This is a genomic window from Ligilactobacillus agilis, from assembly GCF_025311475.1.
Lineage (GTDB): Bacteria > Bacillota > Bacilli > Lactobacillales > Lactobacillaceae > Ligilactobacillus > Ligilactobacillus agilis.
Genome location: NZ_CP104397.1, coordinates 920,648 through 934,532, shown reverse-complemented (window position 1 = coordinate 934,532; position 13,885 = coordinate 920,648). Strand labels below are relative to the sequence as shown.

At 45.6% G+C, this 13,885-nt stretch carries 16 protein-coding genes; all 16 read right to left on the bottom strand.

Features of this window, described 5'->3' with window-relative positions:
* Positions 1–3: 3 nt before the first annotated feature.
* Genes flhA through fliF form a run of 16 tightly spaced genes read right to left on the bottom strand, consistent with a single transcriptional unit; the run spans position 4 to position 13,884 of the window.
* Complete coding sequence (gene flhA, locus N4597_RS04615; protein ID WP_056977821.1) at positions 4–2,085, bottom strand: flagellar biosynthesis protein FlhA; 2,082 nt, start codon at positions 2,083–2,085, stop codon at positions 4–6.
* A gap of 16 nt (positions 2,086–2,101) precedes the next feature.
* Positions 2,102–3,172, bottom strand: a complete 1,071-nt coding sequence (locus N4597_RS04610) for an EscU/YscU/HrcU family type III secretion system export apparatus switch protein (RefSeq protein ID WP_260904924.1) — start codon at positions 3,170–3,172, stop codon at positions 2,102–2,104.
* Between the two features lie 4 nt (positions 3,173–3,176).
* Positions 3,177–3,938 (bottom strand): flagellar biosynthetic protein FliR, encoded by a 762-nt coding sequence (gene fliR, locus N4597_RS04605; RefSeq protein WP_167589354.1) that lies wholly within the window; start codon positions 3,936–3,938, stop codon positions 3,177–3,179.
* Between the two features lie 4 nt (positions 3,939–3,942).
* Complete coding sequence (fliQ, locus tag N4597_RS04600) at positions 3,943–4,206, bottom strand: flagellar biosynthesis protein FliQ (RefSeq protein ID WP_050612098.1); 264 nt, start codon at positions 4,204–4,206, stop codon at positions 3,943–3,945.
* Between the two features lie 18 nt (positions 4,207–4,224).
* Entirely contained in the window at positions 4,225–5,007 is a 783-nt protein-coding gene (gene fliP / locus N4597_RS04595; protein WP_371864167.1) for a flagellar type III secretion system pore protein FliP, read from the bottom strand.
* On the bottom strand, positions 4,997–5,371 hold the full coding sequence (locus tag N4597_RS04590) for a flagellar biosynthetic protein FliO (RefSeq protein ID WP_094128805.1): 375 nt from the start codon (positions 5,369–5,371) through the stop codon (positions 4,997–4,999). Before N4597_RS04590 ends, fliP begins: the two co-directional genes overlap by 11 nt.
* A 17-nt stretch (positions 5,372–5,388) precedes the next feature.
* Positions 5,389–5,895 (bottom strand): flagellar basal body-associated FliL family protein, encoded by a 507-nt coding sequence (locus tag N4597_RS04585; protein WP_172579432.1) that lies wholly within the window; start codon positions 5,893–5,895, stop codon positions 5,389–5,391.
* A 1-nt stretch (position 5,896) separates the two neighbouring features.
* The gene (locus tag N4597_RS04580; RefSeq protein ID WP_172579433.1) at positions 5,897–6,115 is read right to left on the bottom strand and encodes a flagellar FlbD family protein; all 219 of its coding nucleotides are present in this window, start codon (positions 6,113–6,115) and stop codon (positions 5,897–5,899) included.
* Between the two features lie 16 nt (positions 6,116–6,131).
* Positions 6,132–7,049 carry a flagellar hook-basal body complex protein gene (locus N4597_RS04575; protein WP_050612094.1) on the bottom strand — a complete coding sequence of 306 codons (918 nt, stop codon included), beginning with the start codon at positions 7,047–7,049 and terminating at the stop codon, positions 6,132–6,134.
* A 39-nt stretch (positions 7,050–7,088) separates the two neighbouring features.
* The gene (locus tag N4597_RS04570) at positions 7,089–7,547 is read right to left on the bottom strand and encodes a flagellar hook capping FlgD N-terminal domain-containing protein (RefSeq protein ID WP_260904918.1); all 459 of its coding nucleotides are present in this window, start codon (positions 7,545–7,547) and stop codon (positions 7,089–7,091) included.
* Between the two features lie 21 nt (positions 7,548–7,568).
* Positions 7,569–8,753 carry a flagellar hook-length control protein FliK gene (locus N4597_RS04565; RefSeq protein ID WP_260904916.1) on the bottom strand — a complete coding sequence of 395 codons (1,185 nt, stop codon included), beginning with the start codon at positions 8,751–8,753 and terminating at the stop codon, positions 7,569–7,571.
* Between the two features lie 12 nt (positions 8,754–8,765).
* Positions 8,766–9,188, bottom strand: a complete 423-nt coding sequence (gene fliJ, locus N4597_RS04560) for a flagellar export protein FliJ (protein WP_094128793.1) — start codon at positions 9,186–9,188, stop codon at positions 8,766–8,768.
* Between the two features lie 18 nt (positions 9,189–9,206).
* Positions 9,207–10,532, bottom strand: coding sequence for a flagellar protein export ATPase FliI (gene fliI / locus N4597_RS04555; RefSeq protein ID WP_260904913.1), 1,326 nt, complete (start codon positions 10,530–10,532; stop codon positions 9,207–9,209).
* Positions 10,522–11,277 carry a FliH/SctL family protein gene (locus N4597_RS04550; protein ID WP_260904911.1) on the bottom strand — a complete coding sequence of 252 codons (756 nt, stop codon included), beginning with the start codon at positions 11,275–11,277 and terminating at the stop codon, positions 10,522–10,524. The genes fliI and N4597_RS04550 overlap by 11 nt, the downstream gene beginning before the upstream one ends.
* A complete protein-coding gene (fliG, locus tag N4597_RS04545; protein WP_260904909.1) occupies positions 11,264–12,265 on the bottom strand; it encodes a flagellar motor switch protein FliG in 1,002 nt (333 codons plus the stop codon). Before fliG ends, N4597_RS04550 begins: the two co-directional genes overlap by 14 nt.
* Complete coding sequence (fliF, locus tag N4597_RS04540) at positions 12,265–13,884, bottom strand: flagellar basal-body MS-ring/collar protein FliF (protein WP_260904907.1); 1,620 nt, start codon at positions 13,882–13,884, stop codon at positions 12,265–12,267. The genes fliG and fliF overlap by 1 nt, the downstream gene beginning before the upstream one ends.
* Between the last annotated feature and the right edge of the window lies 1 nt (position 13,885).

Below are 13,885 nucleotides of genomic sequence, written 5' to 3'. Positions count from 1 at the left end.
TCCTTATACTTCAATCATGCCCACGGCCTCAATCGTGATTTCATTAGGAACCTCGTTTAACGAGACGACGGCTAAATCAGGGAAGTTAAAGGCAATTAACTTCCGGAAGGCTAGCCGAATCTTTGGCGAGGTCAAGATTACATAGGATTGCTCCTTGGTTGCCAGTTGCGCTTGGACCTTGTCTACCGCCTGTAAAACCTGGTTAACCGCATCTGGGTTTAAGACCGGATAAGAGCCCGTGGCCGTCTTTTGGATGCTTTGGGCAATCATTTCTTCGGTCTTAGGGTGAACCGTCACTACGTTTAAGGTCCGGCCGTCTTCTGAATACTTGTTAGCAATCGTCCGTTTTAAGGCCTGACGCACGTATTCGGTTAAAACTTCTGTGTCCTTCGTAACGGTCCCATAGTCGGCCAGGGTTTCTAAAATCGTGGTTAAGTCGTTAATTGGAATCTTTTCATCCAACAGGTTTTGCAAGACCTTTTCGACCTCACCGAGGCGTAAAATATCAGGAATTAACTCATCGATGACGACGTTATTGGCCGCCTTGATTCCTTCAAGCAAGGTCTTAACTTCTTGGCGTCCTAGTAACTCTGAAGCGTGACCGTAAATGACCTCTTTTAAGTGGGTAGCAATCACGGTTAACGGCTCGATAATCGTATAGCCTTGCAAGTCGGCTTGTTCCTTATCGGCCTCATCAATCCATAAGGCGTCGAGCTTGAAGGCCGGTTCCTTGGTAGGAATCCCTTGGAATGGGAATTCGTCTTGTCCGTTAGAGATAATCATGTACTTGTCTGGATAGACGTCACCAAAGGCCACTTCATTGCCCCGGATTTTAATCGAGTAATTATTGGCGTCCAAATAGAGGTTATCGCGGATTCTCACTGGGGCAACCAAAATCCCGAGTTCATGGGCGGTTTGCTTTCTAATCGCCACCACCTGTTTCATCAAGCTATTTTCCTGCGATTTATCGACTAATGACACCAAGCCATAGCCGATTTCGACTGCGATTGGCTCAACCTGGAAGGAGGCCACGTCTTCGTCTTCTTCCTGGCTAGACTTACGTTTTGCTAAGGCCAGCTTTTGTTGTTCCCGCCTAAAGGCCGCCTGCTTCTTTTCTTCGTTAGAAGTAATCATCGTCGAAGCTACCAGCAAGCCGACCCCTAAGACCATGAAGGGGATGGTTGGAAAACCCGGCACCAAGCCTAAGATAATTAGGATAGCAGAGGCAATCCTAAACAGGCTGGGGTTCCTGATGGCATCGGCGGCAATGTCTTTCCCAAAGGAGCCGTCATTGCCAGACCGGGTCACGATAATCCCAGACGCAATCGAAATCAACAGCGACGGAATCGATGACACCAAGCCGTCCCCGATGGAGAGCTTACCAAACTGCCCGAGAGCATCAACGATTGACATTGAGCCGTTGGCGCTAAAGATGATCGAGCCACCGATAAGGTTAACCAAGACGATTAAAATCCCGGCGATGGCATCACCCTTAACGAACTTGCTGGCCCCGTCCATGGACCCATAAAAATCGGCTTCCCTTTGCAAATCCTTCCGCCGGTTTTTAGCCTGTTCTTCCGTGATTAAGCCACTGTTTAAGTCGGCGTCAATCGCCATTTGCTTACCGGGCATGGCATCCAAGGTAAAGCGGGCAGAAACTTCGGCTACCCGGCCGGACCCATTAGTTACCACGACCAACTGCACGACCATGATGATGATAAAGAGGATAATTCCGACAATGTAATTACTCCCGGCCACCACGTCTGCGAAGGCCGCAATCACCTTCCCGGCAGAACCATCGGTCAAAATCAACCTGGTGGAGGCCATATTCAAGCCCAACTTGAACATCGTCGTAATCAACAGTAAGGTGGGAAAGGTTGCAAATTCCAAGACAGACTTTGCAAACAAGGTAATTAGTAAAATGTTAATCGCAATCGCCATGTTGGTTACGATTAAAACGTCTAAGACCGCCGCCGGTAAAGGAATGATGATTAACCCAATCACCCCTACGACTACAAATGAAATAATGATATCCGCCGCGAGGAGTTTATTACCTTTAGCTTTTTTCTTGCTTTGTCCTGCCACTTACAAACTTCCTTCCTTAAATTTTATGCTTAGCTTCCTCTTCTAATTGGTAAACTAAGGCTAAGACTTCGGCCACCGGCCCAAAGAACTCGTCCGGAATCACGTCGCCGACTTTAACTTTGGCGTATAAGCCCCGGGCCAGGGGGACGTTTTCCACCATCGGTACGTCTAACTTCTTGGCTTCTGCCTTCATTCTCTGGGCAATCTCGTCTGCCCCCTTGGCAATGACTTGGGGAATCCCTAAGCCATCTTTTTCGTATTGGATGGCCACCGCAAAGTGAGTCGGGTTGGTAATGACCACCGTTGCATCCTTAACGTTAGCAATCGCATTTTGGAGCAGCTGTTGGTACTTCGCCTTGCGTTGGGCCTTGATATTGGCATCCCCTTCATTTTGCTTAACTTCTTCCTTAATCTCTTGTTTAGACATCTTCAACTGTTTCATCAAGCTATGGCGTTGATAAATATAGTCTAGTCCGCCTAAAACCAAGAAGACCAAGGCAATTTGGAGCATCAATTCCTGGGCAAAGTGCAAGACGAAGTATAAAATCTGCCCCATTTCCATTTGGCTTAGCTGGGCGATTGTCGAAATTGCCGCCTGGTACTTTTTAACACAGAGGTAAACAATCACGGCTAACTTGGCAATTGTTTTAGCCAGGTTCATCAAGGCCTGCATGGAAAACATATTTTTAACCCCGGTTAGCGGGTTGAGTTTTTTAAAGTCCGGCTTTATGGCCTTGACACTGAAATTAAGCCGGGTTTGAACGAGGTTGATAAAAAGACCAATCCCTAGAGAAATCGCCATAAAGGGCAACGAACCCAAAACCACCAGCCAAATTGCTTGTACAGCCACCTTAGGTAGGTCATTCATCTGCGCTTGGTAAATGGTTAGGTTTTGCAGCGAAGCCACCATGTAGGGCAGGTAGTTTTGAATAACAAACTGCCAGGCCGGAATGAAGAAGCCGGCTAAGCCCAAGAGGACGGCGGCTGCGCCTAAATCTTGACTCTTGGCAACCTGGCCTTCCTTGCGCGCCTCCCGAATCCGTCTGGGGGTGGGCTTTTCGGTCTTATCAGACTTATCGTTATTCACTTACTCACCGTCCTTTTAAAGCTTTGACTAAATCGACAATGTTGGTATAGGCCGCCGGTAAGTTGGCCTGTAAAAAGTCAACGACGTTAGGGAGGGCCAGTAAAAACAAAATTAAGGCCACAATCGTTTTGATTGACATCCCCAATAACAAGACATTAATTTGTGGGATGGTCCGCGCGATTACCCCTAAGACAACGTCGACCACCAAGACCGCCACTACCAAAGGGGCCGCTAAACTGATTGCCATCGCAAAGGCTTTAACAAACAGTTTGACAATCCCTTCAATCACCGACCCGGTTAAAATGTTGGCCGTCCCTAAGGGAATCATCTCAAAGGAATACATAACCCCTTTAATCATTAATAAGTGAAGGTTTAAGGCAAAAAAGACCATAATTGCCATCCAGTTATAAATTTTCCCGTAGGTCGAATTTTGTACCTGAAAGGTCGGGTCATAGGCCTGGGCCATCGTAAGGCCGGTTTGAAAGTCAATGAAGACCCCGGACATGGTGACCGCGTCAAAGACGAGCTTACTGATATAACCCATCACCATTCCAAACAAGCTTTCCTTTAAAGCCAACAGTAAATACAAGCCACCCGAGACTGCCCGGTAACTAGTCGTAACCTCTGGAAAGGCAGCCACGGTCAGACAGACAGCCACGATTAACTTGGCCATCCTGGGAAAGCCCCGTTCAGAAAACAAGGGGGCTAAGACGATGAAGGCCGAAATCCGACACAAAATCAAGCCTAATATTTGTACAAAGTCCATCTTCTTAAAGCTGACTGATCATCCGAAACACGTACCGGGTAAATTCCAGCAAGACCGTAATCATGAAGTTGCCTGCCAGGATGATTGTTATAAAAATTGCAAATAACTTCGGCACAAAGGTTAAGGTTTGCTCCTGGATTTGCGTGGTGGCCTGAAAAATTGAAATAATCAAGCCGACAATCATCGAGACGATTAAGGCCGGACCGGAAACCACTAAAATCCTTAGTGATGCCTCCCGAATCAGTGTTAACACGAGTGAAATTGTCATCGCCTACTCCTTTCTTTCCTAATGAAATCCTGCCACTAGTGACTGGACCAACAAATACCAACCGTCGACTAGGACAAATAACAGTAACTTAAACGGTAGTGAAATCATTACCGGTGATAACATCATCATCCCCATCGACATCAAGATACTGGAGACCACCATGTCGATAATCAAAAAGGGAATGTAAATCAAAAAGCCGATGCTAAAGGCCGTTTTCATCTCGGAAATTACGAAGGCTGGAACCAAGCTGACCAAGGGCAGGTCCTGGGCCTTGCGGTAGCGGTGCTTGTCTTTGGCCAAGTCTAAAAACAACTTAATATCCTTGGAGCGGGTTTGCTTATACATGAATTTTTTCATCTCGCCTTCCGCCCGACTCAAGGCCGTGGTTTGCGAAATTTTATTTTCAGTATAGGGCTTGTATGCGTCCTGGTAGATATTAGTGTAGGTAGTTTTCATCGTAAAGAGAGTCAAAAACAAGGCCAAGCCCATTAGCACCTGGTTAGGCGGGTTGGTTTGCGTCCCCAAAGCCGACCGGGTAAAGGATAAGACCATGATGATTCTGGTAAACGAAGTCGTCATTACCAAAACAATCGGTAAAAAAGACAAAAGGGTCAGCATGACGAAGGTGTTAATCGTCGTCTTGGTGTCACTGGTACCACCTAAAGCCTTATTTAGTTCAGACGATAGTTCGTTAGTCGTTACCGCGTGGATGGCCTCAGGAAAAAGCCCCATCAGTAACAAACCTAAACTAAGTCCAAGCGCTAGGAGGTAAACCTTGCTTGGACGCGCCTTAATCTTCATCATCCTTATGATCCTTTCTGACCGTTAACTTGGCCTTAGTAAAAATTTCTTTGAACTTTTCTACCTGCTGTTCGTTTGCCGCCTGCTTTTGGGCTAGGTTAGCTTCTAGTTGCTCGATTTCCTCAGCGTCTAGCTGGCGAATAATTTCTAACTTTTGCTCAGACATGCTGACCACGTAGTAAGCCCCTAAAATCTCAACGATTCCTAAGCTAAGATTTTTAGAAAGGGCTACCCGCAAAACCAGCCGCAAGCTGTCATTATTTTGGGTGGTATACTTATTTAAATAGCGCATTAAAACGTTAATTAAAAAGATGACCACCGCTAGTCCAATAATTAACCTAACTACTGCTAACGCCATTTCCATTTACTGACCCCTCTAACTTATTGAATTACTAAATCCGTTATATAAACCTGTTTAACAATCGTTTGCCCATATTCCTGGTTGATTTTATCTTTGATAGCCGTCTTTAAATTATTAATCCCCTCGTTAGCGTCTAACAAGTCATTGGCCGTCTTAGAATTAAGCACGCTGATGATGCTGTCGCGAACTAGGGGCATTGACTTAGTTAAGTTTTCGCTTGCATCCTTGTCGGCTACCAGGCAAGATACCTTTAAGCGAATGTATTGATAGTTATTGTTGTTATTGCCCGAAAGGTTAACCACAAACTTAGAAATTGGAACTAACACTTCATCCTTAGAGATGGTTGTCTTGTCATTTTTAGCAGCCTCCGCCTTTTTAGGCAGGATATACTTGTTTGCTAGGTATGAGCCCCCAAAACCAAAAGCGGCTGCTAATAAAATGAAGGCCAGAATCAAAACTAGCTTATTCCCCTTTTTCTTTGGTGTTGCTTCCGGTTGTTCCTCTGTTTTTGGTGCATTTTTTGCCATTTTAATCCCCTACTTTTTCCACTAAATTAGTTACCGGTTGGCGGTAAATTTTCTGCCGGTAAGTGATGATTAAAGCTACCACCTCACTAGCAGTCTCCTTAACAATCAAGTTCTTACCGTCTGTCAAGGTCAAAACAGTGTCCGGTGTTTCGTCAATTCTATATAAGAGGTCAGGATTTAAATAAAATGTCTTCCCCTTAAAACTGGTCAATCTAATCACAAGCGTCCACCCCTAATTATTTCTTAAGGTTAACTAATTCTTGCAAGATATCATCTGAAGTAGTGATAATCCGCGCGTTGGCTTGGTAAGCCCGGTTAGCGATGATCATATTGGTAAATTCAGTTGATAAGTCAACGTTTGACATTTCCAAGGCCCCGGATTGAACGGTTCCGGCCCCGTTTTGACCAACGTCACCAACAATTGGTGTCCCTGAGTTATTAGAAGCTGAATACAAGTTGTTTCCTTGCTTTTCTAACCCGGCCGCGTTGTTGAAGGTTGCAAGTGAAAATTTCCCTAAAACAAACTTTTGGGCGTCGGCATCAGTATTAGTGGTATTCTTGTATTCACCAGTTACCACCCCGTTGCTATCAACGGAGAAACTATTAAAACTATAATTTTGGCCTTGGTAGGTCAAAGTTGGGGGAATTGTAATCCCTTGAGTGGCATTAACTGTTGTTGGGGTTGTTAAACTATTTTCGTTATAGTTAGCATATAAGATTGGGTTAGCCACCGTATTAACCCCTTGAATTAAATAACCATTACTGTTAACCAAGTTACCAGCACTATCACGTTGGAAAGCCCCGTCACGGGTAAAGTAAGTTTGCCCGGAACTAGCATCCTTAGCCATAAAGAAGCCACTACCAGTAATGTAAAAGTCAGTGGCAATCCCAGTAGATTGGGTTGACCCAGATGTCATGTTGGTATCAATCGAAGCAACTTGATCCCCTAAACCGACTTGCTTAGCGTTAGTCCCCCCGTTACCCCGAGTTGGTGCTGATGCAGAAGCAACTGTTTGGCTAAAAGTATCTGCAAAGTGAACCCGACTGGATTTAAACCCGGTCGTATTAACGTTAGCAATGTTATTAGCGACAATATCTAAATCGGTTTGTAGGTTTTTCATCCCACTAACACCTGAGAAAAGTGAACGTAACATAAATTAATATCTCCTCTACTATTAATTATTTACTATAATTTACTTGGCATCGCCTACTTGGATTAAATTCCCCATTGAGTAGGCTTGACCATTAACCATTAACTTGGCATAACCCTTTGAAAATTGAACACCACTAACAGTGCCCTCGATTGTTGAGCCTTGACCGTCATTTAGCATTACCTCCTTACCCATCAGGGCAAAGGCTTGTTGTTGCTGCTGAATGGCAGCTGATTGAGCAATGGTTGTTTCTAAGTCGGTTAGCTCTTGTAAGACTGAAAACTGAGCTAACTGGGAAACGTAATCGGTCGCCCCGCTAGCACCGCCAGAAGATGAATCCCCACTAAAGGAAGGATTACTCATCGAAGCAGCCATAATTTTTAAGAAGGCTTCCATATCTAACTTAGAATTGCTCTTGGCAAGTGCTTGTTGGCTTGCCGATTTTAAATTAGGATTAGTAGCTAATGAAGCTACCGCATCACTTAAATTAGCAACATCCATAACTTTCTCCTCTATTATTTACTAAACTAAAATGCTAACCTGACCAGTAACTTGGGGATTAGCAGGACTATCTTCTACCAAAGTTACGGCTTGCTTGGGACTTGCTTTTTTAGCCTGGTGTGTTTGACCAAATTGCCGTTGTTGTGATTGACCCTGGTCAAAGTCAAATTGACCCAAAGTCATCTCACTGGCAGTTTGGCTTGGACTAACCTTTAAAACTTCGCTTGGAGCTTGCAGGTTCAAGGCCTGACTAAAAGTCGGACTCAGCTGCTTATCAATAATCTTTTGTAATTTATCTGAAACAGCTTCTAAGATGGCCTTAGTTTCCTTAGTTTCTACCTTAAATTCAAGTGTAAAGTTCTCAGCTGTCGCCTTAAATTTAACTTCCATCTTCCCTAGCTTTTCTGGTTTAATCTGCAGAGTTAAGGTCTTGTGGTCGTTCAAATTTTCACTCTTTAAGCCCGCGACGATTTTATTAGCCAGGCTGTCCAATTCCTTAGTTTGGCCGGTGGTTAAGCTAATTTCTTGAACTTGACTAGGCAGGTTAATTTTCAGATTAGTCTGACCATTAGCAACCGCTAGGTTTTCCTTAAAGGCTGCACTAGTTAAGAGGGCTAACTGCCCCAAGTCAACTTGCTCATCAGCCTGACCACTTATTTTAGTCAGACTTTGCTTAACCTTTACGGCCGTTAAATTAGGCTTTAGCTTTAAGTCAGGTTGAACTGGCTCAGCCTCTAACTGAACGGCTAACGGTTGCTCTCTTAGCTGCGTAGTTGGCTTTTGCCCTAAATCAACTGGCTGAAGGTCCGCTTGTTTACCAGCAATTGTAACTGCCACCTTAACTGGCTTCACTTGGTCATTAGTCGTAGCGGCTGGTAACTGTTTTTCAACTGCAGCCTGCTTTTGCCCTAGTTCTTCTAACTCTAACTGGGCGTTAGTCTTAGCATTAGTTAAACTGGCTAGTGGTACCACCTCAACTTCCTTAGGCGCTAGTGCATCTTTTACTTGGGCTTGATCTAAGGCTTGTTGCTGGTTAGTTGTTTCTTCTAACGGTGACGACACTGGCTTTGTTTCAGTTGTTACTTGGGCCAGTAACTTACTAAAGTCCAAGACCTGCTCACTGGTTACCAGCGGGGTAGTCTGGTCGTCATTACCTGTCGTCCCTAAAGTTTGGTTAGCAACATTTAGGGGGATATTTTTTAGCATTAACTCACCTCCTTAACTGATTAATTGCTTGCGGTTAGCTAGATCATCTAGCTGTTTTTGTTCAGCTTGCCGGAACGCTTGCTGATACTCGGCTTCCTTTTTAGCCCGGAGCTTTTCGATTACCTTGCGTTGTTGTTGGGCTTTAACATAGCCATCCAAAGCCTGGTCCAGCTTACCTTGCAGTTGGTCAACTTCAAGCTTTAATTCACTACTGACCTGTTCAAGTTGGGCCAAGTAGCGGTGCTGGACTTGCATGCGCCCCAATGTTTGTTCAGGGACAGTTAGCATTTGCGCTCGTTCCTTAGCAATCTGGTCTAACTTGGCTTCGCGCTCGTTGACTTGTCGTTGAACCGCCGCAAATTCAAGCTTAGCTTCTTGCTCTAATTGTTGCCGGTAGGTTAAAACTTTTTCTAAAGAAAACTGAAATTTTTCCATTCCGATTCCCCTCTATGCTTATAAGACTGACGTCTGATCAAATAACTGGTGCAACTTCGTGACGGTTTCTTCATAACTTGAGTACTCGCTAACTTCTTGTTTCAAGAAACTATCAATCGGGTGGTGAACTTTAATGGCAAAGTCGGTGACCGCGTTAGAGCCATTTTTATAGGCCCCAATGTCAATCAAATCCTTGGCGTCCGCATAGGCGGCTAAGTTTTCGCGCAGGGCACTGGCATCCTTACTCTGCTGCTCACTGACTAACCCCTTCATCAACCGGCTAAGACTGGTTTGAACATCGATGGCCGGGTAGTGGTTTTGGGCCGCAATCTTACGTGATAAGATGATGTGCCCGTCTAAAATCCCCCGGACCGCGTCGGCAATCGGCTCGTTCATGTCATCGCCATCGACTAGGACCGTATAAAAGGCGGTAATTGACCCCTTATCAGACATCCCGCTTCGTTCAAGCAACTTGGGTAACTCGGCAAAAACAGAGGGGGTGTAACCCTTGGTAGTCGGTGGTTCGCCAATCGACAGGCCAATTTCACGTTGGGCCATGGCAAAGCGGGTAACGGAATCCATCATCAAGACCACCTTTTTACCTTGGTCACGGAAATACTCCGCAATCGCAGTCGCTGTGTGAGCTCCCTTTAACCTAACTAACGGCGGCATATCGGAGGTCGCACAGACGACCACTGACTTTTGGTAACCTTCCCCTAGGTCTTTTTGGATAAATTCCAAGACTTCGCGGCCCCGTTCACCAATCAAGCCGACCACAATCACATCGGCCTGGCAGTATTTAGCAATCATCCCTAGCAGGGTAGATTTCCCCACCCCACTTCCGGCAAAAATCCCAATCCGCTGACCCTCACCAACGGTTAGTAAGCCGTCGATGGCCCGAATCCCGGTACTCATGATGTTAGCGATGGGCTGGCGCCTAAAGGGATCTGGCGAATCTTGCATAACCGGATAATCGACTAAAGAACTTGTATCGACATCACTTAGATCAAAGGGGCGGCCTAAGCCATCTAAGGTATGGCCAAGTAAACCATCACTCACCTTGACTTGCAGTGTCTTCTTAGTCGCCCTGACTATACAACCAGGCCCGATGCCTTCTAGGTTATCGAGTGGCATCAATAAGACCGTATCCTTAACAAAGCCCACTACCTCTGTTAGCGCGACCTTGTGGGAGTTTTTAACCTGCACTTCGCAAATCTCCCCCACAAAAACCTCTAAGCCGGTGGCCTTGATAATCAAACCGACCACCTCGGCAACCTTACCGTACTTAGAATAAAAACGGTGGAGGCGGGCCTCGTTAGTTAATTCGTCAAAATCAATTTTCATTTTGTTCCTTCTCAATTAATGCTTTAAAGTAATTCTCCAACTCTTCATGAATGTCTAAGGTTAACAAGGCTTCATCCGATTCGACCACAACCTTATCAATTCCGAGGCTATTGTCATCCAGGATGGCATAGCGGACGTTACTATTTTGCTTCATAATTTCCAAGCGCTGGTTTAAATCCTGGTGATAACGGCTGTGAGCCTTAACAATAATCACCTGGTCGGGCTTTTCTAGTTCAAACAAAATCGGCTCGAGCAAGGCCAAGATTTTACTTGAATCAGCCTTAAGTTCTGATTTGAGTAACACTTCCGCAATCTTAATCCCGTAGTTGATGATGGCCTGCTTTTCAGTTTGAACGAAGTCTTTCACTTCTTTATTAGCAGCCTCTAAATTAGCCTGGGCCTGGTTAACAATTTCGCTAGCAACCTTGTTACCCTCGGTTAAGCCCTCCTGGTAACCAGCCTCATAGCCCGCTTTTTGCCCACTTTCAAAACCATCCTGGTGGGCTTGGTCTTTAATTTGCTGGGCTTCAGCCTGAGCTTGGCTAATAATTTCACTGCGGAGTTGGTTGAGCTTAGCTTCCTGGCGTTTAGACTGGCGCTTTAGCTCTAACTCCTCCGGAGTAAGGTTGCCGTCAGCCAACAAATCGGCTTGCTGGGGGGGCTTTTTAGGCTGGGCCGTTACAATCGGAGCTTTCTTGCCATTTAAGAGTGCGCCTTGCTTAACCACGTTGTTATACAACGGCATCCTCCTCACCTCTTCCGATGTAGATCTCACCGGCTTCGTCTAACTTGCGAATAACCCCCACAATTTCTTGTTGGGCTTCTTCAACAGCAGACAAGCGGGTTGGACCCATGAATTCGAGTTCTTCTTTCAAGTTATCAACTGCCCGGTTAGAAAGGTTTTCGTAGATGAAGTTCTTAATGTCATCATTAGAACCTTTAAGCGCTAAGGCTAAGACATCGTTGGCCACATCGCGTAATACCTTTTGAACGTCCATCTTGTCCAAGGTAACGATATCTTCGAAGGTAAACAGGCTGGCTTTGACTTCGCCGGCCAAAGTAGGCTGGGTCTTTTCCAAGTCGCCCAGGATAGATTTTTCGGTGCTCCGGCTGGCAGAGTTTAAGATATCTACCAAGGCCTTGACACCCCCAACCTTTTCGGAGTCGTTTTCGATTAAAGTTGAGAACTTACTTTCCATCACCTTTTCAATGCGGTGAATAATCTTAGGTGAGGTTGAAGAAATCGTCCCGATTCTTTCGGCCACATCGACCTGTAATTCCTTGGGAAACTCGGATAAAACCCGCGCCGCCTTATCAGGTTGAATGTAACATAAAACCAAGGCGATGGTTTGCGGATGTTCATCTAACAAGAGGTTGACTAGCTGCTGTTCATCCGCCTTACGAGCGATATTGAAAGGCCGCTCCCGGTATTGAATCTGCGTGAGTAAATCAATGACTTCCTTGGCTTTTTGGGGACCTAAAGCCTGTTTTAAAACGTTTTTAGCGTAGTCAATCCCCCCATCCAAGACGTATTGTCGGGCTTGGGCGGTATTAACAAAGTCGTTTAATACTTGGTCTTTTTCTTCAGGACTAACCACATCCGTGTTAGCAATTTCGTAACTGACCTTTTGAATCACGTCAGCCGGTAAGTGCTTCATGACCCGCGAAGAGGTTTCCGTCCCCAATGAAATCATCAAAATTGCCGCTTTTTTAAAGCCGTCCATCTCTGCCATTATTTACCTCCTCTCTTTGCCTTGCGGTTAGTTTCATCCTTCATCCAGGCCTTGATTAAGTCGGCAGCAACCTCAGGATTTTCCATAGCGTAATTGCGAGCCCGTTCATCCCTGTCAAGTTGTTTTTGAACTTCTGGTGAAACCTTAGGCTCTTCGACCACTGGACTTGGTGCTGGTGTTTCAACTTCATCCGCCTGTTCAGTAGTTGCCGGTGTTTCTTCGTCACTGACATCGACATCGTAATCATCGTCATAGTATTCTTCTTCAGCGGCCCGCCGGCGTCTAATCATAAAGAAGGTTAGTCCGCCGATAACTAGGGCTAAAATAACGCCCCCAATTCCTAGGTATAACCATGGGAAGGATTTGTTATCGGTCGTGGCCTTAGGTCTCGCCGTTGTTTTACGCTTGTTATTTAAGGTCATTCCCTGCACAACAATCGCGTCCCCGCGGCCAGCATCAAAGCCAATGGCTGCTTGCACTGCCCGGGTAATGTCAGCCCGGTTCTTCCGACTCAAGCGCCGGTTAACTAAGACAGAAGTCGTCAGCCGTTTAACCGTGCCGGGAGCCTGGATTGTCTTAGTCACACTCGTGTCTAACTCGTTATTTTGAGTATGACTATAGCTAGCAGAGGAGCTAGCGTTATTGCCATTTTGTTGGTTAGTAACGTTAGCTACGTTGCTGGCTTCATTAGCGGTCTGAGCTGATGAAACCGTAGCGGCATCCCCACCGGCCGCGGTTGCTTCCGAACGAACCTGCGGGTTAGCATAGGTCGTCGTCTTATTTTCAACCGCGTTAAAATCCAAACTAGCGTTAACCGAAACGGTAAAGCTCGTGTCGCCTAAAGTTGGTTGTAACAAGCTTCTGATCTTCTTTTCTAACTGACTAGCGTATTTGTTTTGCATGGCAATGTATTTAGAGCTGCCACCCGTATTATCGTCTCCGCTAGCCGTATCGGAATTTAAGACGTTTCCGTTCGAGTCAACTACCTTCACGTTGCTAGGACTTAAGCCGTTAACGGCACCAGTCGTTAAGGAAACAATCCCCCTAACGGCTTGGTTAGAAATCGTGCCGTTTTTCAAGGTCAAGGTTATTGAGGCCTTAGCTTTGTTATTGTCACTGCTATCACTAAAGACGCTACTATTATTTGGCATTACCAAGATGACCTTGGCGGCTGAAACGGCGTCTAAGGATTGAATTGCGTTTTGCAATTCCCCTTGTAAGGCCCGTTGGTAGAGAATTTTTCTATCCTGGTCGGTCGTCATTACGCTAGTCGAATCAAACAAATCAAAGCCCTTAGACGTGTTAGGCAAATCATTATTCATCGCCAGGTTAATTCGTTCTTGGTCAATCTTTGTTTTATCAACTAAGATGGTTGAGCCATTGTCGGCCAACTTATAGGCCACGTTTTCTTTTTCTAACTGTTCGGTAATTTTGCCAGCGTCCGCCTGACTGAGGTTAGAAAATAAAACCCCGTAGTCAACCTTAGTCTGGAGGTAGTAGATAATCCCCCCAACCGTCAGGAGACTAACCAAACCTAAAATAATTGCAATCCGTGCCAGGCGACTTAAGTCACGCCACCGTTGCCCGAGGTTAGCCAAGCTATCTTTCACTTTATCCACT

Bases quoted from the DNA above. Each gene is read 5' to 3' on its own strand.
- fliR (WP_167589354.1), bottom strand. From the start codon at position 3,938: ATGGACTTTGTACAAATATTAGGCTTGATTTTGTGTCGGATTTCGGCC.
- fliQ (WP_050612098.1), bottom strand. From the start codon at position 4,206: ATGACAATTTCACTCGTGTTAACACTGATTCGGGAGGCATCACTAAGG.
- fliP (WP_371864167.1), bottom strand. From the start codon at position 5,007: ATGAAGATTAAGGCGCGTCCAAGCAAGGTTTACCTCCTAGCGCTTGGA.
- N4597_RS04590 (WP_094128805.1), bottom strand. From the start codon at position 5,371: ATGGAAATGGCGTTAGCAGTAGTTAGGTTAATTATTGGACTAGCGGTG.
- N4597_RS04585 (WP_172579432.1), bottom strand. From the start codon at position 5,895: ATGGCAAAAAATGCACCAAAAACAGAGGAACAACCGGAAGCAACACCA.
- N4597_RS04575 (WP_050612094.1), bottom strand. From the start codon at position 7,049: ATGTTACGTTCACTTTTCTCAGGTGTTAGTGGGATGAAAAACCTACAA.
- N4597_RS04570 (WP_260904918.1), bottom strand. From the start codon at position 7,547: ATGGATGTTGCTAATTTAAGTGATGCGGTAGCTTCATTAGCTACTAAT.
- N4597_RS04565 (WP_260904916.1), bottom strand. From the start codon at position 8,753: ATGCTAAAAAATATCCCCCTAAATGTTGCTAACCAAACTTTAGGGACG.
- fliJ (WP_094128793.1), bottom strand. From the start codon at position 9,188: ATGGAAAAATTTCAGTTTTCTTTAGAAAAAGTTTTAACCTACCGGCAA.
- fliI (WP_260904913.1), bottom strand. From the start codon at position 10,532: ATGAAAATTGATTTTGACGAATTAACTAACGAGGCCCGCCTCCACCGT.
- N4597_RS04550 (WP_260904911.1), bottom strand. From the start codon at position 11,277: ATGCCGTTGTATAACAACGTGGTTAAGCAAGGCGCACTCTTAAATGGC.
- fliG (WP_260904909.1), bottom strand. From the start codon at position 12,265: ATGGCAGAGATGGACGGCTTTAAAAAAGCGGCAATTTTGATGATTTCA.